The sequence below is a fragment of the Nitrosospira sp. NRS527 genome (assembly GCF_018406445.1).
Classification (GTDB): domain Bacteria; phylum Pseudomonadota; class Gammaproteobacteria; order Burkholderiales; family Nitrosomonadaceae; genus Nitrosospira; species Nitrosospira briensis.
Genome location: NZ_AP024515.1, coordinates 926,432 through 953,286 on the forward strand (window position 1 = coordinate 926,432; position 26,855 = coordinate 953,286).

The window sequence follows — 26,855 nt, forward strand, 5'->3', positions numbered from 1 at the left end:
CACGCTTACCGGGGAACCCCTCTCCTCCATTTAGAGTCCGTGGGGTGTTGATTGCCCGAGCAGAGGACACAGGTGCGATGCAGAAGCCGACCTGAGGTCAACGCCGTCTGCCGATATTACCGGTTAATCGGTTTATACCTGATCCGTTTAGGTTTTGCGCCTTCTTCACCAAGACGTTTCCGTTTGTCGGCTTCGTATTCCTGATAGTTGCCACTGAAGAACGCGACCTGTGAATTGCCCTCGAACGACAGGATGTGAGTTGCAATACGGTCGAGAAACCAGCGGTCGTGCGAGATGACCAGCACACATCCGGCAAACTCCAGCAATGCATCTTCCAATGCCCGCAGCGTTTCCACGTCCAGATCATTGGAAGGCTCATCCAGTAACAGGACGTTGCCACCGGAGATGAGCATTTTTGCCAAATGGAGCCTGCCACGCTCGCCACCTGAAAGATTGCCGACGTTCTTCTGCTGATCCGCCCCCTTGAAGTTGAAACGCCCCAGATAGGCGCGAGCAGGCGTTTCATACCTGCCGACGGTGAGGATATCATGTCCATCTGAAATGGTATCGAATACGGTTTTTCCACTTTCGAGGGCGTCACGCGATTGATCCACATGCGCGATCTTGACGGTTGTGCCAACCGTTAATTCTCCCGAGTCCGGCTGCTCTTTTCCCGTAATCATGCGAAACAGGGTGGATTTTCCCGCCCCGTTGGGTCCGATAATCCCGACAATGGCTCCCGGCGGCACTTTAAAGCTCAGGTTGTCGATCAGCAACCTGTCTCCATACGCTTTGGATACTCCCTTCAACTCGATGACTTCATTGCCGAGCCTGTCCGCGACAGGGATGAATATCTCCTGCGTTTCGTTGCGCTTCTGGTATTCCTGCGAGTTAAGTTCATCGAAGCGCGCAATACGGGCCTTGGATTTGGACTGACGCCCCTTGGGATTCTGCCTGACCCACTCGAGTTCTTTTTTCAACGCTTTCTGGCGAGCAGACTCAGTCGATTCCTCCTGTTTCAGGCGATTTTCTTTCTGTTCCAGCCACGAACTGTAGTTGCCCTTCCAGGGGATGCCATGGCCACGGTCCAGTTCCAGTATCCACTCCGCAGCGTTGTCGAGGAAGTAGCGGTCATGCGTGACTGCCACGACAGTGCCGGGGAACCGGGTAAGGAACTGCTCCAGCCATTCCACTGATTCCGCATCCAGATGGTTGGTGGGCTCGTCCAATAGCAACATGTCGGGCTTGGATAGTAAAAGTTTGCACAAGGCTACCCTGCGTTTCTCGCCACCCGAAAGATTTCCGATAATGGCATCCCATTCCGGCAGGCGTAGCGCATCGGCGGCGATCTCCATCTGTTGACTTCCATCTCCGCCGCTGACGGCCAGGATAGCCTCCAGCCGGACCTGTTCGGACGCCAGCGCATCGAAGTCTGCGTCCGGCTCGGCATAAGCCGCATAGACCTCTTCCAGCTTCTGCTGCGCACCGAACACTTCGCCCAGTCCCTCCTGTACAGCGTCGCGCACAGTCTGCACGGGGTTGAGTTGCGGTTCCTGCGGAAGATAGCCGATATTGAGGTTGGGCATCGCCGTCACCTCGCCTTCGATGTCCTTGTCCAGGCCTGCCATGATTTTCAGTACGGTTGATTTACCGGAACCGTTCAGGCCAAGCAACCCTATCTTTGCGCCCGGAAAAAAACTGATGGAAATATCCTTGAGAATCGTGCGCCGGGGCGGGACAACTTTGCCCACTCGATTCATGGTGAGTACGTATTGAGCCATAAAAATATCAGATCAGCAAAATACTTGAGTTTAACGCATGGAGAACCGACAGACAAAAGAATGACATAAACCCAGTTATGCAGACCATTCTCCCTTCCGGGTAAGGTCTGAAATATTGCCTTGATAATGCCGCAAACGCCAACAGGCGATAAGAAAAAAAATTCCTGGAACCTTTATTTTCAAACTGCTGAGTATGAGTTAATATCTCGACCCTTAAACAGATTCCGATTGTTGGTTACTGATCCCGTTTACATAAATTCAGGCGAGGCCACATGAATACAAGATTATCGATTGTATGCGCAGTATTGATGTTGAGTGCCTGTGCAAGCCCTACCCGCACAGTGCAAGAAGGCGTTAAAGACCCTGGGCCTAGGGTGGCCGCACGGCCTTTGCCTGCCGCCGAACGCATGACAGTCGGTATCGCGCGTTTCACCAATGAATCAATTTACGGTAGTGGTCTTTTTACTGATGCTTCCGGTGACCGTATCGGAAAGCAGGCATCTGATCTGCTGGCCCGGCACCTGATGGCAACGCAACGTTTCAACGTGGTCGAGCGGCAGGACATTGGCAAGCTGGCAGCGGAAGCTGACCTGATGGGCATCAGCAAAGAGCAGTTCAAGCAAAATCTGAAAGGGGTCGATGCCTTGATTCTTGGTTCGGTTGCCGAGTTAGGGCGAGATACCACCGGAAATACATGGTTAGTGGGCAAGCAAAAAACGCAACGAGCGCGGGCACGTGTTGTATTGAGGCTGGTCGATCCCAAGACGGGTCAACTGTTCTATACACAGGAAGGCTCGGGAGAAGCGGATTTGTCATCCAGCAGCACCTTCGGCTTCGGTGGTGCGACGGGTTTTGATTCAACCCTGGAAGGAAAAGCGATTGATGCCGCAATCGTCAATATGATTAACAGCGTGGCGCAAACCCTGGATGCACGCCGCGCAATGGGGAAGTAAAAAATATGAAAAACGATCACTATTCCCTGAGTGATCCTGAACGGATCTATTCCAGGTTTTTGATTCTGGTCGTCGCAATGGGCCTCGCAGGTTGTAGCGCGCCATCCATCTACCATTGGGGTCGGTTTGAGGATGGGCTACATGACCGCTATGTCAGCCAGAACCATCCACAAGCCGATGCTTATTTGCTCGAAACCATCACTAAGGCCGAGCAGGAAAATTTAAGAATTCCCCCCGGCGCGTATGCGGACTACGGCTTTTTATTGTTCAAACGGGGTGATCGTGAAGGAGCGATTGCCTATTTTGAAAAAGAAAAACGCATTTTTCCGGAATCTGACGCCTTTATGACCAAACTGATTGAGCGCATCAAGCAAAAGGAATCTGATTCTGCTGAAAAGCAGCAGCCACAGGCAGCCATAACTCAAGGAACTCAGCCATGAAGTCAATTCTGGCTATTGCTGCGTGTGTCGCTTTGAACCTGCTTTCCGGTTGTGCCGTGCAGCCAGAGAAAATTGATCTATCGGCCTTCCACACATATAAACCACGTTCGATAGTGATTGTGCCGGTACTTAACGAGACGACCGAAATCAGCGCACCATCCGTTTTTGTCTCTACCATCACAAGGCCGTTGGCAGAACGTGGCTATTACGTTTTTCCGATATATCTGACTGATCTGGTATTACGGGATTTCGGACTGGCTGAGGCCGGGCATATCCACCAACTGGATACGCAACGTTTGTTTGAATTATTCGGGGCAGACGCGGCACTGTTTATTACTATCAAGGATTGGAGCAGCAAATATATCGTTCTCGCCTCGACGGTCGTCGTGGAGATGGATTACGAGTTGAAGGATACTAAAACGGGTACTGTCCTATGGCGTTCAAAACAACAGGTTGCCCAAAGTTCCGGGGGAGGCGACCTGATAAGCATGGCGGTAAGCGCCGCGATAACAGCTATGCTTGCCGATTATCTTCCGCTGGCGAGACAGGCAAATAACCAGGCATTCATACCCCCTCGAGGCTTGCCCGCCGGGCCTTATAACGCCGATTATGGCAGGGATCAGGACAAGTTTTAACGCGCAGTGCAGTTAGCAGTTAGCATCACGATTAATCTGCTTGCAGTTTCAAGATCCAAGCAAAGCCTGATGTCTGGATCGGGCGATTGAGTGATGCCAGTTCAACGAGTCGGATATTCAGAAATTTTTCGCCGATGCAATCACACAAACGCAAGTATTTTCTACCCTCCATTGTTCCTCGGCGATGTAGCTCGGGTGAGGCGCTCGGCATTATCCCTGGTATCGTAAATATTGATGTGTGGACGATTTTCGGCCGCCTTTTCCATGCGTTCGCGAATTTCGGTTGCCATTTCATTGTTGCGCCGTACGGCCGGGCGTGCTTCCATGGCCTCGAACCAGCGGATGAAATTGGGAAAAGCAACACTGTCGATGCCGCGATCCTTATGCCCTTTACACCACGGATAAGTGGCGATATCGGCGATAGTATATTCGCTGGAAGCAAGCCACTGGTATTTGCTCAAGCGGTTTTCCAGTACCCGGTACAGACGTAGCGATTCATTGTTGTAGCGATCCCGGGCGTACTGATTATCCTTCGCCTGGCCATTGAAGTGATTAGCCTGGCCGAACATGGGCCCGATATGCGCTACCTGGAAAAACAGCCACTGCAATGTGTCATAGCGCCCGCGCGCATCCTTTGGCATGAATCTTCCGGATTTCTCGGCGAGATAAACAAGGATAGCGCCCGATTCCATCATTGTGTAGGGTCCACCGCCTGGTCCGTTCGTATCCACGATGGCAGGAATCTTGTTATTGGGGCTGAGCTTCAGGTGTTCGGGCTCGAACTGTTCACCAACGCCGATATTCACGTCGATATGCTTCCATTCGACTCCCATCTCCTCAAGCATGATCATCACCTTCTGGCCATTAGGCGTTGGGCTCGAATGCAATTCAATCATGGTTTCCTCCTTGTTTGCTTCGTGCATCGACGTCAATTATCGGGATAATTCTGCCGTTTCATGGCGGATATATTGCTGCGAACTGCGCAAGGCTTCGGTAAACTGATTCAAAATCAATTTTTTCAAATTAATCAGCGGGAATCATGTTATTCAAAATAATCGGGGTTTTATTAGGTTATCACTTCTTCGGCATTTTCGGCGCATTGATCGGCTATATCGTCGGGGGTATCGTCGACCGTTACGTAGCTTACGGCTCGGGTGCGGTCAATCCATTTACGAATGCTCATCGGCAGTCGGTTTTTATCGAAGCTGTTTTTTTGCTGATGGGAAAGCTTGCCAAAGCGGACGGCCATATTTCGCAGGATGAAATCACCCATGTTGAAGATTTCATGCAAAAGCTGCAGATGTCGTCCGAACACCGTGAGCGCGCGATTGCCCTGTTCAGGCAGGGGGCGGAGCCGGATTTTGATTTTGAGCCGAAGCTGAACGAATTTATCGCTGTCTGCGGACACACCCATAGCCTGAAGCAGATGTTGCTGGTTTACCTCATTGTCATGGCGCTATCCGACGGGCGGATGGATACGGCTGAGGAGAGCTTATTAAAAGGTATTGCGCTCCGCCTGGGCTATGATCAGCTTGCGTTTTCAAAACTGCTGGAGATGGTTTTAAACCAGTCACATTTTGCGGGTGGCCGGGTATCTTCCGCCAACGCACTGGATGAGGCTTATAAAGCATTGGGTGTAAAGAAGGAGGGCAGCGACCAGGAAATCAAACGTGCCTATCGGAAGCTGATAAGCCAGTATCACCCCGACAAATTAATGGGGCAGGGGGTCCCGGAAGATATGATTGCTGTGGCTACCGCACAAACTCAGGAAGTACAGACCGCTTATGACCTGATTAAAAAGAGCCGAAATATGTAAATTTAACCTAAATCCGGTAGTTGACCGCTCATTTAATAGGTTGGTGTTTTGATTAATAACAATATTTCATATTTATTTGATGCTCACCTTCCGGGTGAGGTCGCTACGGGGAGAATTGCACAGTTTTTGCGGCACATGGCTGCGTTGCAACTCCTTGGAATGGAACGACCATTCCGCGTCATTGCGCCTTGCCCTGCACCTCAAAAACCGTACACTTCACCCCGTCCAACTACCGGACTTAGGTTAAACGGATCGGGTTTTTAGTCCGGTTCAGGTAATTTTAGTCGAGAGGTTGAAATGAAAGTTGCCGTGTGTAGTGCAAAACCCTATGACCGTCAATTTTTGGAGGCGGCCAATCTTAACATCGGACATGAACTAGCGTTTTTTGATTTGCCGTTATGCGAAGAGACGCAGAAGATGGTGGAGGGCTTTCCCGCCGTGTGCATATTCGTGAACGATACGCTCAATGCCGATGTGCTAAGGATTCTGTTCTCCCAGGGCACGCGCCTGATCGCCCTGCGCTGTGCCGGCTTCAACAATGTCGACATACAGGCGGCGGTTGACTTGGGGCTTCATGTCGTGCGCGTTCCGGCTTATTCACCGCATTCGGTGGCAGAGCATTGTGTAGGACTGATGCTGGCGCTCAACCGGCGTCTTTGCCAAGCTTATAATCGTGTGCGCAGCGGTAATTTTGAATTGCAGGGGTTGCTTGGTTTTGAATTGCGCGGCAAAACAGTTGGCATAATCGGTACGGGACGTATCGGTACGGCAGTTGTTCAAATACTGCACGGATTTGGTTGCCGCCTGATTGCATATGATCCGCAGCACAGCTCTGAATGCATCAGGCTGGGTGTGGAATATGTTCCGCTGGAAAAGCTCTACGCAGACAGCGACATCATTACGGTGCATTGCCCGCTGAACCAGAAAACTCACCATTTAATCGGTAGAGCGGCAATCATGCGCATGAAGCAGGGCATCATGCTGATCAACACCAGTCGTGGCGCGGTGATCGATACGCAGGCGGTGATTGAAGGGCTTAAGTCATCGAAAATCGGTTACCTGGGCCTGGATGTGTATGAGCAGGAAGGAGATCTGTTTTTTCAGGATTTGTCTGATCAGGTGATACAGGACGATGTGTTTCTGCGCCTACTGACTTTTCCAAATGTACTGATTACCGGGCATCAGGGGTTCTTCACCGTTGATGCCCTATCCAGCATTGCGCAAACTACCCTGCAAAACATCAGCACCTTCGAGCGCGATGGCATATGTCGGAACGAGGTGACGCCGGCGCTATTAAGAATGAGCTGAAGAACCTCTGGAAGCGCCAACGGCGGAGGTTCTCATCGCCGTCCTCATCGCCGCCATTGCCGCAGAATAACCGGCGCCCGGACGAGAAGAGTACCGGTATATGTGGTCGCAATTCACCTGATCCAGCTTGAATTGAGTGAAGTTACCGGAAGCATCGCAAATCCCGCGCATGCCCATACTTTACTGCGTCCTGTCCCGAATTCGTCATATCTCCCTCGCCATACAGCTATGCATTCGCCAGTGGCAGAACAAATTTTTCATCCATCATCCAGATACTTTGGCTGATTCGGATCGCATATTCCAGGAACATTCTCTTCGGATCTCCTGAACAAATCCCGCAGCCGAAAGCTTATCCAGTTCCTCGATCATAATTCTCGACGGTTGATATGAATAAGCCATGGCCCGGCTTTGTTTGTTGGCTATCGTACAGAACACACCTGCGAGATGAACCAGACTAAAGCTCTACATCCTGGGTCTCGCCAGGATCGACTAAAGGACGGAAGTCCAAGGAGCCTGGTCCGTGAATACGCCGGTACAATTGACTGAGGTCTGGCCTCTGGTGGCTTACTTCCTACTCGTCATTGCGCTGATGGGCGTAGTCCTGTTGCTTTCGCATGTCATTGGTGAACGCCACCGGGCTGGGGCGGCGGATGAGCCGTTCGAGGGCGGTGTTGTCACCGTCGGTTTTGCGCGATTGCGCCTGTCCGCCAAATTTTATCTGATCGCAATGTTCTTTGTGATCTTCGACGTGGAAGCCGTGTTCCTCTTTGCCTGGGCGGTTGCTTTTCGCGAACTGGGCTGGGCTGGGTATATCGAGGTGGTTATCTTCATCGGTGTTCTGGGCGCGGCACTGGCTTATTTATGGATGCTGGGCGCGCTGGACTGGGGTTCCAGCGGACATCGTTCCCATGGACAAAGGGGGAGCAAACGATGCAATGGTCGCTGAGCAAGGTAACCAACGCGGCTGAGTCAACCGTGCCAATCGAGTCCCGCGAGCCCACTGGGTCAATTGAGCCGCCACGCCACCAGCCAGTCATGCGCAGCAACCATGGTATCGAAGAAGACGGACAACGCAGTGTATTGTTGGCGCGGCTGCAAGACCTCGTTGCGTGGGGCCGCAAAAATTCCGTCTGGCCTTACAACTTCGGTCTCTCGTGTTGTTACGTGGAGATGGCCACGAGTTTCACCAGCAAGTATGACATTGCCCGATTCGGTTCCGAAGTGATCCGCGCCTCACCCCGCCAGGCCGACTTGATCGTCATCTCGGGCACCGTATTCATGAAGATGGCGCCGGTGATCCAGCGGCTTTACGAGCAAATGCTGGAACCGCGCTGGGTTATCTCGATGGGCTCCTGCGCAAATTCGGGGGGTATGTACGATATTTACAGCGTGGTACAGGGGGTGGATGCATTCATCCCGGTGGATATTTATGTTCCAGGGTGTCCGCCGCGTCCGGATGCATTCATGCAGGGCCTGAATCTGCTCCAGGACGCGATTGGCAAGGAAAGGCGTCCGCTGAGCTGGGTCATCGGACCGCAAGGGGTCGAGCGGTCGGCCCGGCCGTCGCAGCGGGATATCAACAGAACGCGGAGAATGCGCGAGACAGTGTTGCGTAGTCCCGACGAGGTTTGAACCTTGAGCGCGCCTTCATCCAGCGTTGTCCTGGAACAGAACGTTCCCGGCATTCTTGCGGAATTGAAGGACCGCTTTGGCGCGGCAATCGGGGCCACGCAGGAAACCTGCGATGGTATGCCCACACAGTGGGTTGTGCGGAATAGCGTGTGCGATGTTTTGCGCTACCTGAAACTGGAGGCGCAGCGTCCTTATCGCATGCTGTATGACCTTACTGCCATCGACGAGCGCACCCGCGTTCACCGGGGCGATCAGCCGCCGAGTGATTTCACTGTAATTTATCACTTGCTGTCGTTCGAGCGCAACGCGGACATCCGTCTCAAGCTCGCGCTTTCTGCTGACGATCTGCTGGTGCCCACCATCACCGGCATCTGGCCTGCAGCGAACTGGTATGAGCGAGAGATATGGGACATGTTCGGCATCGTTTTCACGGGGCATCCACATCTGCGCCGTATCCTGTTGCCCTCCTGGTGGAAAGGCCACGCGCTACATAAGGATCATCCCGCTCGCGCCACGGAAATGGAACCTTTCCGGTTACCGCAGGATAAGGGGGATGCTGAGCAGGAGATGCTACGCTTCCATCCGGAAGAGTGGGGAATGCGGCGTGCACATGAAAGCACCGATTTCATGTTTCTCAACCTGGGACCCAACCACCCATCGGTGCATGGCGTCTTTCGCATCGTATTGCAACTCGATGGGGAAGAAATCATCGACGCCGTGCCCGATATAGGTTTTCATCACCGCGGCGCGGAAAAAATGGGTGAGCGCCAATCTTGGCATACCTACATCCCTTATACCGACCGCGTCGACTATCTGGGAGGGGTGATGAACAACCTTCCCTATGTGCTGGCGGTGGAAAAGCTGGCGGGCATCGAAGTGCCCGAGCGGGTAAAGGTGATTCGCGTGATGATGGCCGAGTTTTTCCGCATCGCGAGCCATCTGGTGTTCTACGGTACGTATGCACAGGATCTGGGCGCGTTATCGCCCGTATTTTTCATGTTCAGCGACCGGGAGCGGGTATTCGATGTCGTCGAGGCGATTTGCGGAGGCCGCATGCACCCGAGCTGGTATCGCATCGGCGGCGTGGCGCAGGATCTGCCTGATGGGTGGGATCGGCTGGTGCGCGACTTCCTCGATTATCTCCCCCCCCGGCTCGACGAGTATGACAAGATCGCGCTGGGCAATCGCATCCTCAAGGCACGCAGCCGCGGCATCGGTACGTATACAGTGGATGAGGCGATTGAGTGGGGCGTGACGGGGCCGGGTCTGCGTGCCTGCGGTTTTGCGTGGGATTTTCGCAAGGAGCGGCCTTACTCGGGCTATGACCAGTTCGAGTTCGATATACCCACCGGCCAGCATGGTGATTGTTACGACCGCTGTGCCGTTCGCGCCGAGGAGATTCGCCAGAGCCTGCGCATCATCGAGCAGTGCCTCAACCATATGCCGGCGGGGCCTTATAAGGCGGATCATCCATTGACCACGCCGCCGCTCAAGAAGTACACCCTGCATGACATCGAGACCCTCATCAATCACTTTCTGGGCGTGAGTTGGGGACCGGTCATCCCGCCCGGCGAAGCATTCGTCGGCATCGAGGCGACCAAAGGGAACAACGGCTATTACCTGATCAGCGACGGTAGCACCATGGCCTACCGGGTACGCATCCGCACACCTTCTTTTCCGCACCTGCAAATGATTCCCCTGATCAGCCGCGGGCTGATGATTTCCGATTTGATCGCCATTCTGGGTAGCATTGATTTTGTCATGGCCGACGTGGACCGCTGAGGCGAATATGCTGAGCGAGCAGGAAAGACACGAAATAGCGGCACAGTCGCACCACTACCCGAACAATCGGGCGCTGTGTATCGAAGCACTCAAGATCGTGCAGGCGCACCGGGGCTGGGTGTCGGACGAGGGCATTGCGGACGTGGCTGAAGCCCTGCAAATGGCTGCGGCGGAATTAGAGGGTGTCGCGACCTTCTACAACATGATTTTTCGGAAACCGGTGGGCAGGCATGTGATTTTGCTGTGCGACAGCGTGAGTTGCTGGATCATGGGTTACGACGGGCTGCGTGAACATTTGCATGCACGGTTGGGTATCGGGCTGGGCGAGACCACCGCCGATGGCTGTTTCACCCTGTTGCCGAATGTATGCCTTGGTGCCTGCGACCATGCGCCGGCGATGATGATAGACAGCGCGCATTATCAAGACCTGGACCCTGCCGGGATCGATGAAATCCTGGCGAAATATCAGATGAACGAAATACGGGAAGAAAAAAAGGAAAAAAGAGAGCCGCCTGATGGAAACACCGCTGACTCGTAACATCGCGCTGGGAAAAATGCCGCCCGATCTCGCGCAGTATGAAAAAGCGGGCGGTTACGCGGCGCTGCGCAAGGCGTTGCGCATGGCGCCCGGCGAGGTGATGGCGGTAGTGAAGGAGGCAAACCTGCGTGGACGCGGCGGTGCAGGTTTTCCTACGGCGCAGAAATGGAGTTTCGTGCCAATGGGAGACGACGCGCCCCATCCAAAATATCTCATCTGCAATGCGGACGAGATGGAACCCGGCACATTCAAGGACCGCCTGTTGCTCGAAGGCGACCCGCACCAGCTATTGGAAGGCATGATCGTAAGTGCGTATGCGGTTCAGGCCGATGTCAGCTACATTTTCCTGCGCTGGGCTTACAAGCTGGCGGCGCAGCGGCTGGAGCAGGCAATCGCCGAGGCCTACCGCCAGGGCTACCTGGGCAGGAATATTGCCGGTTCGGGGTATAGCCTGGAGCTTCACCTCCACGTCAGCGCCGGGCGCTACATGTGCGGGGAAGAGACCGCGTTGCTGAACGCACTCGAGGGCAAGCGCGCCAATCCAAGAGCCAAGCCTCCCTATCCCCAGGTAAGTGGCCTGTGGGGCAAGCCCACCGTCGTCGACAATGTCGAAACGCTATGCTGCGTACCGCATATCGTGAACCACGGCGCGGCATGGTTCAAGAGCCTGAGCCGTTGCTCGGATGGCGGCACCAAGCTGTATGGCGTGAGCGGAAGAGTGAATAAACCGGGACTGTGGGAATTGCCGATGGGCACGCCCATCCGCGAAATTCTGGAAGAGCACGCTGGCGGCATGCGGGATGGATACAAGTTTCGTGGTCTCCTGCCGGGCGGTGCATCGACTGATTTCATGATCACCGACCACCTTGATGTGGCGATGGATTTTGACTCGATGCAGGCGGCGGGTAGCCGCCTTGGCACCGGCACCATGATTATCCTCGACGACAAGACCTGCCCTGTCGGCATGTTGCACAATCTGGAACACTTCTTTGCGCAGGAATCGTGCGGCTGGTGCACGCCTTGCTGGTCTGGGCTGTCATGGGTGGAACAGATACTGAAAGGCCTGGAAGATGGCAAAGGGCAAGCCTCGGACCTGGAGCGGCTCCAATCTCATGCGCGCCTGCTGGGCCCGGGGCATACGTTTTGCGCACTGGCACCCGGCGCCGCGGAACCACTGCAAAGCGGCCTCAAGTATTTCGCGGATGATTTCGATTGGCACATCCACGAGAAGCGGTGTCCTTGGAAATGAAGATGGCGACGATTCACATCGATAATCGACCCTATTCGGTAAAGGACGGAGAAAACCTGCTGCAACAATGTCTTTCACTGGGGTTCAACCTTCCATATTTCTGCTGGCACCCCGCATTAGGCTCGGTAGGCGCGTGTCGGCAATGCGCCATCAAGCAGTTCAAGAACGAAGAGGACAAGCACGGCAAGATTGTCATGGCCTGCATGACGCCAGCCACAGACGGTGCCCGCATCTCGATCGAGGATCCCGAGGCGCGGGAATTCCGTGCAAGCATAATCGAATGGCTGATGGTCAACCACCCACACGACTGCCCGGTGTGCGATGAGGGCGGCGAATGCCATCTGCAGGACATGACGGTGATGACGGGGCATACTTACCGCCGTTATCGCGGCCGGAAGCGTACCTTTCACAACCAGGACCTCGGTCCTCTCGTTAACCACGAGATGAACCGCTGCATCCAGTGCTACCGCTGCACACGCTTCTACCGCGACTATGCCGGCGGACGTGATTTCGATGCGCTGGTGCTTGGCAACCGGGTCTACTTTGGCCGTCATCAGGACGGTACTCTCGAAAGCGAGTTCAGCGGGAATCTGGTGGAGGTCTGCCCCACCGGTGTTTTTACCGACAAGTCCCTGAAGCAGCATTACACGCGCAAGTGGGATTTTCAGACCGCGCCTTCAGTATGTGTGCACTGCGGGTTGGGCTGCAACACGATTCCCGGCGAGCGCTACGGCACATTGCGTCGAATTCACAATCGTTTCAACGGCGCGGTCAACGGCTATTTTCTATGCGACCGCGGACGTTACGGGTACGACTTCGTCAATAGCGAACAGCGTATCCGGTGTCCGGCTCTGCGGAAAACCCGAAGCGCACCCTTTCAGTCCATCAGCAAAGGCGAAGCCATACAATTTCTGGCCGGGCTGGTGGCCAACGGAACCCGAACAATTGGTATCGGGTCTCCGCGCGCCTCGATCGAAGCCAATTTTGCGTTACGCACGCTGGTTGGGCCCGAACGGTTTTATGCCGGCGTTTCCGAACAGGATGGTCGTCTACTCGCTTCCATGCTGGATATTCTGGGGCAAGGTCCAGCGCGTTCGCCATCATTGCACGAGGTGGAGCTTGCCGACGCCGTTCTGGTGCTGGGCGAAGATGTAACCAATACCGCGCCGCTACTGGCGCTTGCGCTACGCCAGTCGATTCGTCGCCAGGCGCAGAAGATTGCCGAGAAGATGCATATTCCACACTGGAACGACCATGCGGTGCGTGCGGCAGTGCAGCAGGAGCGGGGACCGCTATTTGTCGCCGCCATCGCCGCCACCAGGCTCGACGATGTTGCTACGCAGACGTTTCGCGGGGTACCCGACGATTTGGCCCGTCTCGGGTTCGCGGTGGCGCATGCGCTCGATTCGAGGGCGCCGCCGGTACCGGACTTACCGGATACGATGCGGACGGCGGCCGATACCATCGCAAAAGTGCTAAAGGCCGCGGAGCGTCCACTCGTCGTTTCCGGCATGGGTTGCGCCAGTGCGGCCGTCCTGGAGGCGGCAGCCAGCGTGGCGTGGGCGCTATGCAATACGGGGCATCCAGCGGAGCTTTGCTTCGCGGTTCCCGAATGCAACAGTCTGGGCGCGGCAATGATCGGCGGCGCCAGTCTTGAACTGGCGTTCGAGACAGTGCTCGGCACCGTTGCATATACGGGGGTTGCCGCCGACACCGTTATTATCCTGGAAAATGATCTTTACCACCGCGCTGACGCTGCAGCGGTCGATCAGTTCCTTGCGGCCGCAAGGAACGTTGTGGTCATCGACCACATCAGCCATGCGACCAGCGCGGGGGCAGACATGGTGTTGCCAGCCGGTACTTTCGCCGAGGCGGACGGCACGCTGGTGAATAATGAAGGCCGGGCGCAGCGCTTCTTTCAGGTGTTCGTCCCCCAGGGCGATATCCAGGAAAGCTGGCGTTGGGCGCAAGACCTCATAACGGCAGCCGGGGCTGATAAGGGCGATTCCTGGCTGAACCTGGACCAGGTGACTGCCGCCTGCGCTGCTTCAATTCCAGGATTACAACCTATTTTGCGAGCTGCGCCGACGGCAAATTTTCGTATTGGCGGCCAGAAGGTCCCCCGCCAGCCACACCGTTACAGCGGGCGCACCGCCATGCTGGCGAACATCGACGTGCATGAACCCGAGCCACCCGAAGATCCGGATGCACCACTCTCATTCTCGATGGAAGGATATCCGAACCATCCTCCTCCGGCGCTCAATCCGCGTTTTTGGGCACCCGGCTGGAATTCGGTACAGGCACTCAACAAATTCCAGGACGAGGTGGGGGGGGCGCTCACCGGCGGGGATCCGGGTGTGCGTCTGATCGAGCCGCTACCGGCCGGAAAAGTCGAGTACTTTACTAACATACCGTCAGCATTTGAGCGGCGCGCGGGCGAATGGCTGGTCGTGCCGCTTCGTCATATCTTCGGCACAGAGGAGTTGAGTGCGCTTGCGCCTGCGCTGGCAGAACTTGCCGCAAAGCCATACCTTGCCCTCAATCCAGGCGATGCAGCGGAGCTCGGCCTTGCCGCCGGAGACGACTCGCAACTGCAGTTACAACGGAATCCCGGCCAGAAGTATAGGCTGCCGGTGCGGTTGGAGCCCGGGTTGCAGCGCGGCTCCGCCGGCATCCCCGTCGGTTTGCTGCCATTGGCTGGAATCATCGTGCCGGCATGGGGCAAGGTGACAAGGATGGGGAAGGAGACTCCACCATGAGCGAACTGGCGCTCGCCTGGTCGAACGTGATCCTGATTCTGGCCGTTGTGTTCAGTTTCGCGGCGCTGTTGTCCTGGATCGAGCGTCGCCTGCTCGGCGTCTGGCAGGACCGCTATGGGCCGAACCGGGTCGGACCGTTCGGTCTGCTGCAGATCGTCGCCGATGCGATCAAGCTCCTCGCCAAGGAAGACTGGGTGCCGCCGTTTGCTGAAAAAACCCTGTTCGTGCTGGCGCCGGTAATCATCGCCATCACCACGCTGCTTGCGTTCGCCGTTGTGCCCGTTGCGCCGGGCATCGGCGTAGTCGATCTGAACATTGGCTTATTATTTTTCCTCGCCATGTCCTCGCTGGGGGTTTACAGCATTGTTCTGGGCGGATGGGCCTCGAATAACAAATACTCGTTGCTGGGCGGGTTCCGGGCAGCAGCACAGATGCTGAGCTACGAGGTCTTCATGGGGCTCTCGCTGATGGGCGTGGTCATGCTGACCGGCTCGTTCAATCTGCGCGATATTGTCGCGGCGCAGGAAGACCTGTGGTTTTGCATTCCGCAGATCCTCGGGTTCATCACCTTTACCGTTGCCGGCATTGCCGAAGCGCGCCGGCTGCCTTTCGATCTCCCAGAGGCGGAGAACGAGTTGGTCGCCGGTTTCCACACCGAATACTCCAGCATGAAGTTCGGGCTGTTTTTTATCGGCGAATACGTCGGCGTCATTCTCATTTCGGCGATGATGGTGACACTGTTCTTTGGCGGCTGGCTGGGGCCGCTATTGTCTCCATTGATGTGGTTTCTGCTTAAAACCTTCATTGTCATCGGTTTCTTCATTCTTTTGCGAGCGTCATTGCCGCGGCCCCGCTACGACCAATTGATGGCCTATGGCTGGAAAGTGATGTTGCCCCTCACCCTGGTCAATCTGCTGGTCACGGGGGCGATCGTATTGGCATGGGAATCATGAGAGTGCCGGTGGATTGTGACTTGAGGAGAAAAATGACATGTGGAATTCTCTGAAAACGATGTGGACGATCCTTCTGCACATGTTCCGGCGCCGGGTAACAATCCAGTACCCGGACGAAAAGCCTGTTATTCCGCCACGTTGGCGCGGGCGCATCATCCTGAGCCGCGACCCTGACGGAGAAGAACGTTGTGTGGCTTGCTATCTCTGCGCCGCGGCGTGTCCGGTGGACTGCATCGCACTCCAGGCCACGGAAGATGAATATGGCCGGCGTTACCCGTCATTTTTCCGCATCAATTTTTCACGCTGCATTTTCTGCGGCTACTGCGAGGAAGCGTGTCCCACCGATGCAATCCAGCTTACCCCGGATTTTGAAATGGGCGAATACGACCGGAAAAACCTGGTGTACGAAAAAGAGGATCTGTTGATCGATGGCACTGGAAAATACCCCGGCTATAACTTCTACCGGGTGGCGGGCCTTGCGATCAGGGACAAGGACAAGGGCGAGGCCGAGAACGAGGCGCCCCCCGTGGATCTCCATCGCCTGCTGCCCTGATTCCGAAAACAGAATGGGAAGTACGGAGGCACCATGGAATTCACATTTTATCTTTCCGGGGCCATCGCCATTGCGGCCACGCTGATGGTCATCGTCCGCTTGAGCGCCGTGCATGCGCTGCTCTACCTGATCGTTTCCCTGCTTGCCGTGGCAATCGTATTCTATGTGCTGGGCGCACCCTTTGCGGCCGCGCTGGAAGTCATCATTTACGCAGGTGCGATCATGGTGCTGTTCGTGTTTGTCATGATGATGCTCAACCTCGGCAAAACGGCCGCGGCAAAAGAGAGAGACTGGCTGAACCCCGGCATGTGGGCGGGACCCGCTGTCCTGGCGGCGCTGCTGCTGGCCGAGCTGATTTATATCCTCATGCAAGACGGCAGCACGCCCGCCAGCGCTGCCGTGGTGGACGCGAAGGCGGTCGGCATCATCCTTTTCGGTCCCTATCTTCTGGGGGTTGAACTGGCTTCACTGCTGCTGCTGGCAGGATTGGTAGGAGCGTGTCATCTGGGATGGTACGAAGGCCGGCGCGGGAACGGGCGTGACCATGAGAACGGCTGAGGCCATTGCCGCGATCCCCATGCATCACGGGCTGATGCTGGCGGCAATCCTGTTCGCATTGGGGGTGATCGGTGTCTTGGTGCGGCGCAACCTGATTTTCATCCTGATGTCGATCGAGATCATGCTCAATGCGGCCGGGCTTGCCTTCGTGGTTGCCGGTGCGCGATGGGAGCAGGCCGATGGCCAGGTGATGCTCATCTTCATCCTCGCGGTGGCAGCGGTGGAAGTCTCGGTCGGCCTCGCACTGCTGCTGTTGCTCCATCGCCGCTTCCAGACCCTGGATGCCGATGCGGTGAGCAAGATGCGGGGATAACATGCTGTCCCTGCTCTGGCTTATTCCCACGCTGCCTCTGGCCGGTTTCCTGGTGCTGGCGCTCAGCGGAAGATATCTGGGGCATCGCAGTATTGCGGTAATTGGGACGAGCTCGGTGGCTCTCTCGGCACTCATCGCCATCCTGATCGGGATAGACTTCATCGCTGCGCCACCGCCGGGTTTTTTCTTTCGGCAGGAAGCATGGACCTGGATTGCTGTGGCCGGTTTCTCGCCAGGGATCGGCTTTTATCTCGACGCGTTATCACTGGTAATGGTCCTGGTTGTGACCGTCATCAGTTTCCTGATCCACCTTTATTCGACGGAATTCATGATTGGCGATGACGGCTATGCGCGCTTTTTCGCCTATATGAATCTCTTTGTCGGCTCGATGTGTATCCTGGTTCTTGCCGACAATCTGCTGTTTCTTTACCTTGGCTGGGAAGGGGTGGGGCTTTGTAGCTATCTGCTGATCGGATTCTGGTATCGAGATCCTGGCAACGGGCGTGCCGCGCGCAAGGCGTTCATCGTTACGCGGGTCGGCGATACCGCTATGGCGATCGGCCTTTTTCTGCTGTTTACCCATCTGGGAACCCTTGATATCCAGCCGCTGATGCAGCGTGCCGACCAACAGTGGCCGGAGGGGTCGGAGCTCGCTATTCTCGCTGCGGCGCTTCTGCTTGCCGGTGCGGTGGGCAAATCTGCTCAGCTCCCGCTACAGACCTGGCTGCCTGACGCAATGGCCGGCCCCACGCCGGTGAGCGCGCTGATCCATGCTGCGACGATGGTAACGGCAGGTGTATATCTGATCGCCCGCACGCATGTGCTCTTTTCTCTTGCGCCACCCGTACAACTGGCGGTTGCAGTAATAGGCGCCCTTACCCTGCTGCTGGCGGGGTTCAGTGCACTTGCCCAAAAAGACATCAAGCGCGTGCTCGCGTATTCGACCATCAGCCAGATCGGCTATATGTTCCTCGCGCTAGGGGTGGGCGCCTGGTCGGCAGCCATTTTTCACCTGATGACTCACGCCTTCTTCAAGGCTCTGCTGTTCCTGAGCGCAGGTGTGGTCATCAAGAGCCTGCATGAGGAACATGATATTTTCCGGATGGGTGGGTTGAGGAAAAAACTTCCCGTTGCATTCTGGACTTTTCTGATTGGCAGCGCATCGCTCGCGGCGCTGCCAATCGTTACTGCGGGCTTCTACAGCAAGGACCTGATTCTTTGGCAGGCCTGGTCGTCAGCAGGAGGGAGGCCATGGTTATGGGCCGCGGGATGGGCAGGTGCAATACTGACCGGCCTCTATATCTTTCGCGTGGTGTTTCTCGTCTTTTTTGGCGAAGCGAGGACTGCGACGCCTCCCGAAACCAGACAGCCAGGGCCGCGCATAACTATACCGCTTATAGTTCTTGCCGCATTCTCTCTAGTCGGTGGATGGATTGAAACTCCACCTTTTCTCGGCAATTTAACGCTGTTTTCCAGCTTTGTTCAGCATGCCTTGCCGCCGGCTCAGGTCGTTCATGACGGTAAAAATGACGAAACCATTCTGGAGTTGCTCGCAATTGCTGCCTCTCTTGGCAGTATCGGGTTGGCGTACCTGTTGTTTCTGAGATATCCCGCTTTTCTCCACGGACTGATGCTGATCCCGGCATTGGCAAGAATCCGGAAGTTCTGGCATTTTGGCTGGGGTTTCGATCGTTTTTATCAGTTCCTGTTCGTCCGGCCCTATCTCTGGCTTGCGTACGCCGACCGGCATGACGTGATCGACAATATCTACCGCATGGCGATTTCATGCACGCTCAGGTGGCTCCAGAAGATCGATCGGCACGACGTGATCGACAATATCTACAGCGGCCTGGCCGAGCTTTGTCTGTTTCTCTACCGCGCCTTGAGTGCAACGCAAAGCGGACAGGTACGCCGCTACGCGGCGGCGATTGCCGCCGGGTCGATCGGTATTATATTCATCGGGATATTCGCATGATTCTCTCCGCATTAATTTTCATCCTCGCGGCTGGCGGTTTACTGTCATGGGTGGCTGAACGCTGGCGCCAAGGCTCTGCGAAGTGGGTTGCGCTGGCTACGGCGGGCATCGAGCTCGCATTGACGATATGGCTTTGGCTGCAGTCTGCCAGCGCTATGGCTCTTCCCGCTCACGGAGGGTGGCTTGCCGAGATCAGGGCGGAGTGGATTCCGCGTTTCGGAGTGAGCTTTCATCTGGCCATGGATGGAATAAGCCTCGTCCTGGTCGTGCTGACCGCTTTTCTGGGGGTGGTATCGGTGGCATGTTCCTGGATGGAAATCCAGGAGCGTGCCGGGTTCTTTTACTTCAACCTGCTATGGACTCTGGCAGGGGCGGTCGGTGTATTCCTTGCGCTGGACCTGTTCCTGTTTTTCTTCTTCTGGGAGCTGATGCTGGTGCCGATGTATTTCATGATTGCGATCTGGGGCCATGAGAAGCGGCATTATGCATCGATCAAGTTCTTCATTTTCGCCGAGGGGAGCGGTCTGCTCATGCTGGTGGCAATTCTTGCGTTGGTATTCGTCCACTTCCGCAGCACTGGAGTCCTGACATTCGATTATTTCGAGCTGTTGAATACGGCCATGTCTCCCTCCACCGAGCTGTGGATCATGCTCGGCTTTTTCATTGCGTTCGCAGTCAAGGCGCCCATCGTGCCATTTCACACCTGGCTGCCGGACGCACATACCGAGGCGCCGACAGCAGGAAGCGTGATTCTTGCAGGGGTGCTGCTGAAAACCGGAGCCTATGGGCTATTGCGCTTCGTTGTTCCGCTATTTCCCGAGGCGGCGGGGTATTTTGCGCCAGTGGCGATGACGTTGGGAGCAACCGGAGTTGTCTATGGCGCTTTCCTGGCGTTCGCCCAGACGGATTTCAAGCGCCTCGTGGCCTACACCAGCGTGAGTCACCTGGGTTTTGCGGTGCTCGGGATATTCGGTTGGAATCCCTGGTCGCTTGGGGGGGCCGTGATGCAAATGATCGCGCACGGCATCAGTACGGGAGCACTGTTTGTAATCGCAGGCATTTTGCAGGAGCGGACCCACACACGCGATATGCGCCGCTTTGAAGGCCTGTGGAGCGTCATGCCGCGCCTGGCGGCAATGGGATTGTTTTTTGCCATTGCCGTGCTTGGGCTGCCGGGAATGGGTAATTTCGTCGGAGAATTCCTGATACTGATGGGATTATACCGTGCCAGCAGCGTGCTGGCTTCCGTCGCGGCCATAGCATTTGTCGCCAGTGTCGTGTATGCGCTTGCGCTGGTGCAGAAGACTTTTCATGGCGAGAATCCGCATGGTTGGCAACTACATGATCTGTCAGGCCGGGAAATGGCGACCTTGTATTCGATGGCGGCCATTACCCTATGGCTGGGGCTGTACCCGCAGCCGGTGCTTGATACGGCAGCGCTCGCCATCGATGTTCTGCCGAATATTGCAGCCGGGCAATATCACTTGGGTGCCGAATGATCCTGACGCGCTCCGATCTGCTAGTCTTGCTACCGCTCATCATCGTTGCGGTGAGTGCGGTATCAGTGATGCTCGTCGCCGGTTTTTATCGCCGCTCGCAGCCGGTGATGGTGCTGACGCTGCTTGGACTGATCATCTCCCTTGCGGCGTTGCCTTTGGCGGCGAGCTTCGGGCCGCGCCAGGTTACCTCGCTACTGATCATGGATAACTACGCGCTGTTCTACATAGGCCTCATCTTTGCTGCGACCTTTGTCGTCACGGTGTTGTGCTACCGTTATTTCGGTGGGCGGGAAAGCCGCCATGAGGCACTTTACATCCTGCTGCTGCTGGCTGCGCTGGGTGGCGCGGTACTGGTCGCGAGCAGCCACTTCGCCTCACTCCTGCTCGGGTTGGAGTTGCTCAGTGTTTCGCTTTTCGCGCTGATAGCCTATCCGCGAAGCGCCGAGCGTCCGCTCGAGGCAGGCATTAAATACCTGATTCTGGCAGGCTTTTCCTCGGCATTCCTGCTGTTCGGCATGGCGTTGATCTATGCGCAACTGGGTACGATGCAGTTCGCACAGATTGGCGCCATGCCTGCCGTCTTTGCGCAAGGGCTCGACGCTTATGGACTTGCCGGGCTTGCGCTGATCCTGGTCGGCGCCGGATTCAAGCTCGCGCTGGTGCCATTCCATATGTGGACGCCAGACGTGTATGAAGGCGCGCCTGCGCCGATATCCGCGTTCATTGCAACGGTTTCGAAAGGCGCCATGCTTGCTATGCTGCTACGTTATTTCGTCGTGGCAGACGCACACCAGTCGCAATCGGTCGTGATGGCGTTGAGCCTCGTCGCAATCGTTACGATATTGGCAGGAAACCTGCTCGCCTTGCGCCAGGATAATATCAAGCGAATTCTTGCCTATTCATCTATCGCACAGCTTGGCTATCTGCTGGTCGGGTTCCTGGCGTTCGGCGCGATGGCGGTCGAGGCAGTGGCATACTACCTGGCTGCTTATTTCATTATGATGCTGGGTGCTTTCGGCGTTGTTACGGTATTGTCCAGGGGGACGCCGGAACAGGACAGCGATATGCTTACCGATTATGCGGGTTTGTTCTGGCGCAGGCCTTGGCTCGCGGGCGTACTTACCGCCATGCTGCTGTCACTTGCAGGTATTCCGCTGACAATGGGGTTCATCGGCAAGTTCTACGTGCTTGCAGCCGCCATCGGTGAATCCTTGTGGCTGCTGGTCATCGTTCTGGCGGTTGGCAGCGCGATCGGGCTGTATTATTATTTGCGCATCATTGCAGTCATGTGCGCGCAAGGCCCCGAGGCAGCAACTGGGCAAATGGCTGCGCCCAAGGTGAAGGCTTCGTTGGCGGAAAGTTTCACACTCACGGTGCTCGCATTACTTCTGATATGGTTGGGCGTTTATCCAGATCCGCTCATCCGTATGCTTGAAACAACGGCCATTCATCTGACCTGATTATACTCATAGCTTCAGCGATTCTACATACCCGGTCATTTCAAAATAGCCGCGGCCCGCAGGTTTCCCATCGCGGCTTACCGTGACCGCGCCTTCCCAATAAACCGCACCCGTCGATTGCCGGGAGTCGAGCTCCTGGTCGTCTTGCAGTGGCGTAAGCAGCCATACGGTCGAGCCGGTTTGAATTCGCATTTCTACCGGATAAACAGCATCGGTATGCGGGGAGCGCCAGGTACGCTGCGGCTGAAAGCTCACCTGTTCCGGCGCGAACTGCGTAAAGTGGCCGGAAGCATCGCGGATTCCGGCGTATGCCCATACTTTACGACCGTCTTTTCCGCGAATCAGAAATGCCATCAGGGAAGAGCCGTCGTCGAGGTTGGCGCCTACCCAATCCCATCCCTCGGCGCTGGGATCGAGATAGGCTGTAGACCACTCATGGTCGAGCCAGGCAATACCCTTGACAGCCATCTCCTTGTCGTTGTGAGTGACGGTTCCCGTCACTTGCAGCTGCGGTTCACTATAATAATAACTGGCTTGTTCCGGTAGCGGCCCTTTGTGTGAAAAGCCGTTGTCATCCTGCAGCATTGGCTTTTGCGTGGGTGTCAGCGAGAAGCGCAGCATGAAGTCGAGTGCCTTTATAGTCGTCTGGTAGCGGCCATTTTCCTCGCGCAACATGTACCAATCGCCCAGCTTCACATCCGTATCGCCTTCTTTGGTATAAGCCAGGCCGAGGCCCTCGCGCGCGCTTTTCTGGTCATGCAACAGTTTACCTACCGCAGGATCCGATAACGCCGCGTGTGCGATGATGAGTTGTTTGGGAGCAAAGCGGCTCGGATTGGCCCGGTTGTGCTCGGTTGCCACACGGAAAAACGTGATCTGGAAGCCAAGCGGTTTTTTGTCTGGTGTTTCCAGCCAGCCTGTGACATACCACCACTCGTTGCGGAAGTCGGGGTGAGACCCGAAATCCTGCGGAAAGACGAGGGGCACGCCCGGGACAACCTGGGAAAATCTGGGTGGCTCAGCGGAGGCGGGTGTAGCCAGGAACCCGGCAATGAATAGCGTAACGACCATGTTCAGTATCCGCACCGACCCTTTCGTGATGCCGAAAAGCCGGTATTTCCGTTTGCGGGAAGAATCGATATGGGCAGTGCTGCATTTCAAAATTTCCATCACCAATCCTCCCTTACTGCACGTATTGCATTGCCTGATACCGCGTGGCGGCCCGACAGCAGCGCGGTCAAAGCGGCCGATGCCGTTAATACGAAAGCTACCGCCAGCAATCCTCTCCATGGCAGGCTCAACTGCATGGTCCAGTGGAATGATTGAGGATTGACAATGAAGACGAGAATGAGGCTGATGCAACCGCCAAGCGCGAAGCCGAGCACAATGCCCAGCACAGTCACCAGGCCGCCTTCTACTGCCAGCATCGCCAGGATCTGGCGGCGGGTCGCGCCGATGTGGCGCAGCATGCCGAATTCCTTGCCGCGTGCTAAAGCTTGCGCCGAAAAACTTGCTGCGACCCCGAGCAGTCCTATGACGATCGCAACCATTTCCAGCAGGTAGGTTACCGCAAAGCTTCGGTCGAAAAATTTCAGGCTGGACGCGTGTATCTCGCCGGGTTCGGAGAATTCCAGCGCATCGCCGAACGGCAAGCGCTTCATCGATGCAATCGCCTGCTCAGGTGTAACGCCTTCTTGCAGCCAAAGCGCGGCATCATTTACTTTTTTGTCCCCGGACAGCGCCTGATAATCCGCCAGCCGCATCTGTATCGCGCCGAATTGCCGCCCATAATCGCGCCATACCCCGGCAACGACGAAAACGGGGGGAGGGGTCGCTATTGGCAGCGTTACCCGTGTGCCTGGCGTATAGCCGTATAGATCAACCATTGCTTCAGATACCCAGATCGGTATCGCATCCTTGGGCAGCAAGGCGGGTGCGACCACTTCGCCCGTCATCGGCAGCGTGTTGCCGGGATCGGCTGCGTCAATGGGCCGGGCAATCAGCGCGATGCTGGGCCGGCGTGGATCGAGCGTCAGTTGCGATGAGCGAAAAAAGTCCACACGAGAGATACCGGGCGTGGCCGCGAGCGTCGCCATCTCATCTGGAGTAAGACCGCGCGTATCTCCGCTCGTCGCTGTCTTTACGTATAACTGGGCAGGCAGGATATGTTTCAACCAGTCATCGACCGAAATACGAAAACTGGCAACCATGATTGCCATCGATACCATCAGCGTAAAGCTGGCCAGGACGCCACCCAGCGCGATGGAGGCCTGATTGGGGGCATTGGTCAGCCGGGCCAGCGCCAATAACGGCATGGCTTGGGATGTGCGTTTGCTTATCGCGGAAAATACAGCGGAGAAAATCAATGCTGACAGACGCGGCATGAGCGCAATGCCGCCTATCAGTAACAGCACCACCGCAAGATAGCCGAAGATCGGCAACTCGAAGATTGGGGGCAACTGCGTGAGCACACCCGCCAACGCCAGACATACCAGGGCAGGCCAGGACGTGGCCAGCTTCGAGAGTGCGGCGTCTTCGCTACCGGATTTCAGCGCCGGCGCCGGCTTGGCAGTTGCTGCTTCCCAGGCGGGCGCGGCGCTACCCAGCAAGGTGGTGCTGAGTCCCAGAAAAAAAAGGACCGTCGCTACCACCGGGTCAAAATGCACGCTCGGTTTCACCCCGGAAAAAAACCCGCTTCCCAGGTCTCCGCCAAAAACATGCAACGCGGTAGCGGCCGCTACGTAACCCAAGGCGAGACCCAACAGCGAACCAACGATGCCAAGGGAACCCCCCTCAAGCAAAATTTGACCCAGCAGTTGCCGCCGCGTCAGTCCGAGCACACGCAACAAAGCGAATTGGTGGCGCCGCCGAACGACCGAAAGCGCCTGGGTCGAAAATACCAGGAATGTGCCGGTGAACAGCGCCACCATGGCGAGCATGTTCAGATTGACGCGATAAGCGCGCGACATGTTGGCAACGCGGGTTTCCTGATCTGCAGGTTCCATAACAAGAAAGTGCCCGCGCAGCTCCAGTTCCTGTTCAAGCGCTGCCTTGAATGCGGCATGACCGATACCCGGCACCAGTTTCAATTCGATGCGCGATAACTGGCCGATGCGCTGGAAGCGCCATTGCGCCGCGCCAATATCCATCACGCCGATCCGTTGTCCTGCGCGGGCTCGCGTCAAACCGCCGGCAACCCGTAGTGTGATAGCTTGGGTTCCCACGCGTAATTGCAGTGGATCGCCCAATTTTACGCCCAGCCATTCCATTGCAGCAGGAGACAGGAAGATGGCGTCGTCCGCCAGGATATCGAAAAGCTTGTCTTCAGCCGGGATGCCGATCAGGTCCGGCGTCATGATCGAGGCGCGAAAAATATCCAGCCCGAGAATTTTCAGGGTGGCGCCCTTGTTTTCGTCGCGATTGCCGGGAATGGCGACATCGAGCTCCAACACCGGATTGGCGAGTTCGACACCATCGTGTTCCGCCAGAACCGGGAACAGTGATTCGTCGAAGGTGGCTTGTGCGCCGCGCACCTGAAGGTCGGATTGACCGGAAAGACTTCTGGCGGCGGCCGAAAATTCATTGAAGGCGGCCGCGTTGATCAGATGTATCGCAAACCCAAGCGCCACCCCTATCGCGATTGCGGTGACGGCGACTGCGGCTTGCGACCGGTGGGCCCGCCATTCGCCCCACAACAACCAGCGGGACAGCGCGCCGCTATGCGTCAGCTTCGCCATCTCTGCTTTGATGTGAAGCTGCCGAACTTTCCGGGTTTAATGGATGCAATCCATCTTTTGTCAGCACCAGCACGCGGTCTGCGGTTGCCGCCGCTGCGTGCGAGTGGGTAACAATAATGCCGGAGGCGCCATTCGCCTTGATTTCGGCGCGCATCAGCGTGAGGATGTCGTGTGCCGTATCCGGGTCGAGGTTGCCCGTGGGTTCATCCGCCAGGATCAGCTTCGGGCGGTGGACCAGCGCCCGGGCGATTGCAACGCGCTGCAACTCGCCACCGGACAGTTGGCGCGAGAAGTGTTCTCCTCTGCCGCTCAAGCCAACAGCGAGCAGCATTTGCCCGGCTCGTTCCGTGGCCTCTTTAGCCTGGATACCATTCAGCAGCAAGGGCAGGGCGACGTTCTGGCTCAGCGTCAAATGCGGCAGGATGTGAAAAGCCTGAAAAATGAAGCCGAGTTCCTTGCGTCGCAACCGTGTTGCCGCATCGTCATCCAATGAAGACATGGCGATGCCGTCGATAAGTACCTCGCCCGAGTCCGGGGCATCCAAACCGGCGATCAGGTTCAACAGTGTTGATTTGCCGACTCCGGACTCGCCCATGATCGCCACATACTCGCCGGCATCGAGAATATAGGATAAATCGGCTAACACCCGCAGTCCGCTCGCATAGGCTTTTCCGATATGGCGCAGTTCCAGCATGATGGACTTTAACCGCCGGCTTGCCGGATGGAGCGGTACGCAGCCATATACCGTAACGATGGCTGCGTCGTATCCGCACAGCAGGCAGGATAGAAGGCAGGAAATGGAAATTGCATGAAGCTGTTCATTTGGAAGAAAGCCCTATTGTACTTCGAACTGAAAATCATAAAACCGGCTTTCTCTAGCTACGTTCCGAGCATTCGTCTCCAAATACGGCTCA

The 26,855-nt window shown here is 56.2% G+C and carries 23 protein-coding genes; 18 read left to right on the top strand and 5 right to left on the bottom strand.

The window, feature by feature from the left end:
* Window positions 1–116 precede the first annotated feature (116 nt).
* Complete coding sequence (gene ettA / locus KJS40_RS04170; RefSeq protein WP_213539172.1) at window positions 117–1,781, bottom strand: energy-dependent translational throttle protein EttA; 1,665 nt, start codon at window positions 1,779–1,781, stop codon at window positions 117–119.
* Window positions 1,782–2,053: 272 nt separating this feature from the next.
* On the opposite strand from ettA, the gene KJS40_RS04175 reads away from it, so the two are divergent.
* The 3 genes from KJS40_RS04175 to KJS40_RS04185 are packed head-to-tail and all read left to right on the top strand — an operon-like array spanning window position 2,054 to window position 3,809.
* The gene (locus KJS40_RS04175; RefSeq protein WP_213539173.1) at window positions 2,054–2,734 is read left to right on the top strand and encodes a CsgG/HfaB family protein; all 681 of its coding nucleotides are present in this window, start codon (window positions 2,054–2,056) and stop codon (window positions 2,732–2,734) included.
* 5 nt (window positions 2,735–2,739) lie between these two features.
* Complete coding sequence (locus KJS40_RS04180) at window positions 2,740–3,174, top strand: DUF4810 domain-containing protein (RefSeq protein ID WP_213539174.1); 435 nt, start codon at window positions 2,740–2,742, stop codon at window positions 3,172–3,174.
* Window positions 3,171–3,809: a GNA1162 family protein gene (locus KJS40_RS04185; protein WP_213539175.1), complete on the top strand. Its 639-nt coding sequence runs from the start codon at window positions 3,171–3,173 to the stop codon at window positions 3,807–3,809. Before KJS40_RS04180 ends, KJS40_RS04185 begins: the two co-directional genes overlap by 4 nt.
* Window positions 3,810–3,970: 161 nt before the next feature.
* On the opposite strand, the gene KJS40_RS04190 is transcribed toward KJS40_RS04185, so the two are convergent.
* Window positions 3,971–4,705, bottom strand: a complete 735-nt coding sequence (locus KJS40_RS04190; protein WP_213539176.1) for a glutathione binding-like protein — start codon at window positions 4,703–4,705, stop codon at window positions 3,971–3,973.
* A gap of 143 nt (window positions 4,706–4,848) precedes the next feature.
* Between KJS40_RS04190 and djlA the strand changes: the two genes are divergently transcribed.
* The 15 genes from djlA to KJS40_RS04265 all read left to right on the top strand — a co-directional run bounded on the left by djlA (window position 4,849) and on the right by KJS40_RS04265 (window position 22,204).
* A complete protein-coding gene (djlA, locus tag KJS40_RS04195) occupies window positions 4,849–5,625 on the top strand; it encodes a co-chaperone DjlA (RefSeq protein WP_213539177.1) in 777 nt (258 codons plus the stop codon).
* A gap of 297 nt (window positions 5,626–5,922) precedes the next feature.
* Entirely contained in the window at window positions 5,923–6,933 is a 1,011-nt protein-coding gene (locus KJS40_RS04200; protein WP_213539178.1) for a 2-hydroxyacid dehydrogenase, read from the top strand.
* Window positions 6,934–7,453: 520 nt separating this feature from the next.
* The gene (ndhC, locus tag KJS40_RS04205; RefSeq protein WP_213539179.1) at window positions 7,454–7,879 is read left to right on the top strand and encodes an NADH-quinone oxidoreductase subunit A; all 426 of its coding nucleotides are present in this window, start codon (window positions 7,454–7,456) and stop codon (window positions 7,877–7,879) included.
* 89 nt (window positions 7,880–7,968) lie between these two features.
* A complete protein-coding gene (locus KJS40_RS04210) occupies window positions 7,969–8,565 on the top strand; it encodes an NADH-quinone oxidoreductase subunit B (RefSeq protein WP_213539708.1) in 597 nt (198 codons plus the stop codon).
* A 3-nt stretch (window positions 8,566–8,568) separates the two neighbouring features.
* The gene (gene nuoC / locus KJS40_RS04215; protein ID WP_213539180.1) at window positions 8,569–10,347 is read left to right on the top strand and encodes an NADH-quinone oxidoreductase subunit C/D; all 1,779 of its coding nucleotides are present in this window, start codon (window positions 8,569–8,571) and stop codon (window positions 10,345–10,347) included.
* A 7-nt stretch (window positions 10,348–10,354) separates the two neighbouring features.
* The gene (gene nuoE / locus KJS40_RS04220) at window positions 10,355–10,885 is read left to right on the top strand and encodes an NADH-quinone oxidoreductase subunit NuoE (protein WP_213539181.1); all 531 of its coding nucleotides are present in this window, start codon (window positions 10,355–10,357) and stop codon (window positions 10,883–10,885) included.
* Window positions 10,863–12,134 (top strand): NADH-quinone oxidoreductase subunit NuoF, encoded by a 1,272-nt coding sequence (gene nuoF, locus KJS40_RS04225; protein ID WP_213539182.1) that lies wholly within the window; start codon window positions 10,863–10,865, stop codon window positions 12,132–12,134. Before nuoE ends, nuoF begins: the two co-directional genes overlap by 23 nt.
* A gap of 2 nt (window positions 12,135–12,136) precedes the next feature.
* The gene (nuoG, locus tag KJS40_RS04230; protein WP_213539183.1) at window positions 12,137–14,893 is read left to right on the top strand and encodes an NADH-quinone oxidoreductase subunit NuoG; all 2,757 of its coding nucleotides are present in this window, start codon (window positions 12,137–12,139) and stop codon (window positions 14,891–14,893) included.
* Window positions 14,890–15,846 carry an NADH-quinone oxidoreductase subunit NuoH gene (gene nuoH, locus KJS40_RS04235; protein WP_244859691.1) on the top strand — a complete coding sequence of 319 codons (957 nt, stop codon included), beginning with the start codon at window positions 14,890–14,892 and terminating at the stop codon, window positions 15,844–15,846. Before nuoG ends, nuoH begins: the two co-directional genes overlap by 4 nt.
* Window positions 15,847–15,883: 37 nt before the next feature.
* Window positions 15,884–16,399: an NADH-quinone oxidoreductase subunit NuoI gene (gene nuoI / locus KJS40_RS04240; RefSeq protein ID WP_213539185.1), complete on the top strand. Its 516-nt coding sequence runs from the start codon at window positions 15,884–15,886 to the stop codon at window positions 16,397–16,399.
* A gap of 33 nt (window positions 16,400–16,432) precedes the next feature.
* Window positions 16,433–16,957 carry an NADH-quinone oxidoreductase subunit J gene (nuoJ, locus tag KJS40_RS04245; protein WP_213539186.1) on the top strand — a complete coding sequence of 175 codons (525 nt, stop codon included), beginning with the start codon at window positions 16,433–16,435 and terminating at the stop codon, window positions 16,955–16,957.
* A gap of 4 nt (window positions 16,958–16,961) precedes the next feature.
* Window positions 16,962–17,270: an NADH-quinone oxidoreductase subunit NuoK gene (gene nuoK / locus KJS40_RS04250; protein WP_025040708.1), complete on the top strand. Its 309-nt coding sequence runs from the start codon at window positions 16,962–16,964 to the stop codon at window positions 17,268–17,270.
* A 1-nt stretch (window position 17,271) separates the two neighbouring features.
* Complete coding sequence (nuoL, locus tag KJS40_RS04255) at window positions 17,272–19,245, top strand: NADH-quinone oxidoreductase subunit L (RefSeq protein WP_213539187.1); 1,974 nt, start codon at window positions 17,272–17,274, stop codon at window positions 19,243–19,245.
* A complete protein-coding gene (gene nuoM / locus KJS40_RS04260) occupies window positions 19,242–20,744 on the top strand; it encodes an NADH-quinone oxidoreductase subunit M (RefSeq protein ID WP_213539188.1) in 1,503 nt (500 codons plus the stop codon). Before nuoL ends, nuoM begins: the two co-directional genes overlap by 4 nt.
* The gene (locus KJS40_RS04265) at window positions 20,741–22,204 is read left to right on the top strand and encodes an NADH-quinone oxidoreductase subunit N (protein ID WP_213539189.1); all 1,464 of its coding nucleotides are present in this window, start codon (window positions 20,741–20,743) and stop codon (window positions 22,202–22,204) included. The genes nuoM and KJS40_RS04265 overlap by 4 nt, the downstream gene beginning before the upstream one ends.
* A 6-nt stretch (window positions 22,205–22,210) precedes the next feature.
* On the opposite strand, the gene KJS40_RS04270 is transcribed toward KJS40_RS04265, so the two are convergent.
* Genes KJS40_RS04270 through KJS40_RS04280 form a run of 3 tightly spaced genes read right to left on the bottom strand, consistent with a single transcriptional unit; the run spans window position 22,211 to window position 26,635 of the window.
* Window positions 22,211–23,374 carry a lipocalin-like domain-containing protein gene (locus KJS40_RS04270; protein ID WP_244859692.1) on the bottom strand — a complete coding sequence of 388 codons (1,164 nt, stop codon included), beginning with the start codon at window positions 23,372–23,374 and terminating at the stop codon, window positions 22,211–22,213.
* Window positions 23,374–25,941, bottom strand: a complete 2,568-nt coding sequence (locus tag KJS40_RS04275; protein WP_213539190.1) for an ABC transporter permease — start codon at window positions 25,939–25,941, stop codon at window positions 23,374–23,376. The genes KJS40_RS04270 and KJS40_RS04275 overlap by 1 nt, the downstream gene beginning before the upstream one ends.
* A complete protein-coding gene (locus tag KJS40_RS04280; protein ID WP_213539191.1) occupies window positions 25,922–26,635 on the bottom strand; it encodes an ABC transporter ATP-binding protein in 714 nt (237 codons plus the stop codon). Before KJS40_RS04280 ends, KJS40_RS04275 begins: the two co-directional genes overlap by 20 nt.
* Window positions 26,636–26,855 lie beyond the last annotated feature (220 nt).

What these genes read in the sequence shown, in the direction of transcription:
- ettA (WP_213539172.1), bottom strand. Translation starts at nt 1,781, where the DNA reads ATGGCTCAATACGTACTCACCATGAATCGAGTGGGCAAAGTTGTCCCG.
- KJS40_RS04175 (WP_213539173.1), top strand. Translation starts at nt 2,054, where the DNA reads ATGAATACAAGATTATCGATTGTATGCGCAGTATTGATGTTGAGTGCC.
- KJS40_RS04180 (WP_213539174.1), top strand. Translation starts at nt 2,740, where the DNA reads ATGAAAAACGATCACTATTCCCTGAGTGATCCTGAACGGATCTATTCC.
- KJS40_RS04185 (WP_213539175.1), top strand. Translation starts at nt 3,171, where the DNA reads ATGAAGTCAATTCTGGCTATTGCTGCGTGTGTCGCTTTGAACCTGCTT.
- KJS40_RS04190 (WP_213539176.1), bottom strand. Translation starts at nt 4,705, where the DNA reads ATGATTGAATTGCATTCGAGCCCAACGCCTAATGGCCAGAAGGTGATG.
- djlA (WP_213539177.1), top strand. Translation starts at nt 4,849, where the DNA reads ATGTTATTCAAAATAATCGGGGTTTTATTAGGTTATCACTTCTTCGGC.
- KJS40_RS04200 (WP_213539178.1), top strand. Translation starts at nt 5,923, where the DNA reads ATGAAAGTTGCCGTGTGTAGTGCAAAACCCTATGACCGTCAATTTTTG.
- KJS40_RS04210 (WP_213539708.1), top strand. Translation starts at nt 7,969, where the DNA reads ATGCGCAGCAACCATGGTATCGAAGAAGACGGACAACGCAGTGTATTG.
- nuoE (WP_213539181.1), top strand. Translation starts at nt 10,355, where the DNA reads ATGCTGAGCGAGCAGGAAAGACACGAAATAGCGGCACAGTCGCACCAC.
- nuoF (WP_213539182.1), top strand. Translation starts at nt 10,863, where the DNA reads ATGGAAACACCGCTGACTCGTAACATCGCGCTGGGAAAAATGCCGCCC.
- nuoG (WP_213539183.1), top strand. Translation starts at nt 12,137, where the DNA reads ATGGCGACGATTCACATCGATAATCGACCCTATTCGGTAAAGGACGGA.
- nuoH (WP_244859691.1), top strand. Translation starts at nt 14,890, where the DNA reads ATGAGCGAACTGGCGCTCGCCTGGTCGAACGTGATCCTGATTCTGGCC.
- nuoI (WP_213539185.1), top strand. Translation starts at nt 15,884, where the DNA reads ATGTGGAATTCTCTGAAAACGATGTGGACGATCCTTCTGCACATGTTC.
- nuoJ (WP_213539186.1), top strand. Translation starts at nt 16,433, where the DNA reads ATGGAATTCACATTTTATCTTTCCGGGGCCATCGCCATTGCGGCCACG.
- nuoL (WP_213539187.1), top strand. Translation starts at nt 17,272, where the DNA reads ATGCTGTCCCTGCTCTGGCTTATTCCCACGCTGCCTCTGGCCGGTTTC.
- nuoM (WP_213539188.1), top strand. Translation starts at nt 19,242, where the DNA reads ATGATTCTCTCCGCATTAATTTTCATCCTCGCGGCTGGCGGTTTACTG.
- KJS40_RS04265 (WP_213539189.1), top strand. Translation starts at nt 20,741, where the DNA reads ATGATCCTGACGCGCTCCGATCTGCTAGTCTTGCTACCGCTCATCATC.
- KJS40_RS04270 (WP_244859692.1), bottom strand. Translation starts at nt 23,374, where the DNA reads ATGGAAATTTTGAAATGCAGCACTGCCCATATCGATTCTTCCCGCAAA.
- KJS40_RS04275 (WP_213539190.1), bottom strand. Translation starts at nt 25,941, where the DNA reads ATGGCGAAGCTGACGCATAGCGGCGCGCTGTCCCGCTGGTTGTTGTGG.
- KJS40_RS04280 (WP_213539191.1), bottom strand. Translation starts at nt 26,635, where the DNA reads ATGCTGGAACTGCGCCATATCGGAAAAGCCTATGCGAGCGGACTGCGG.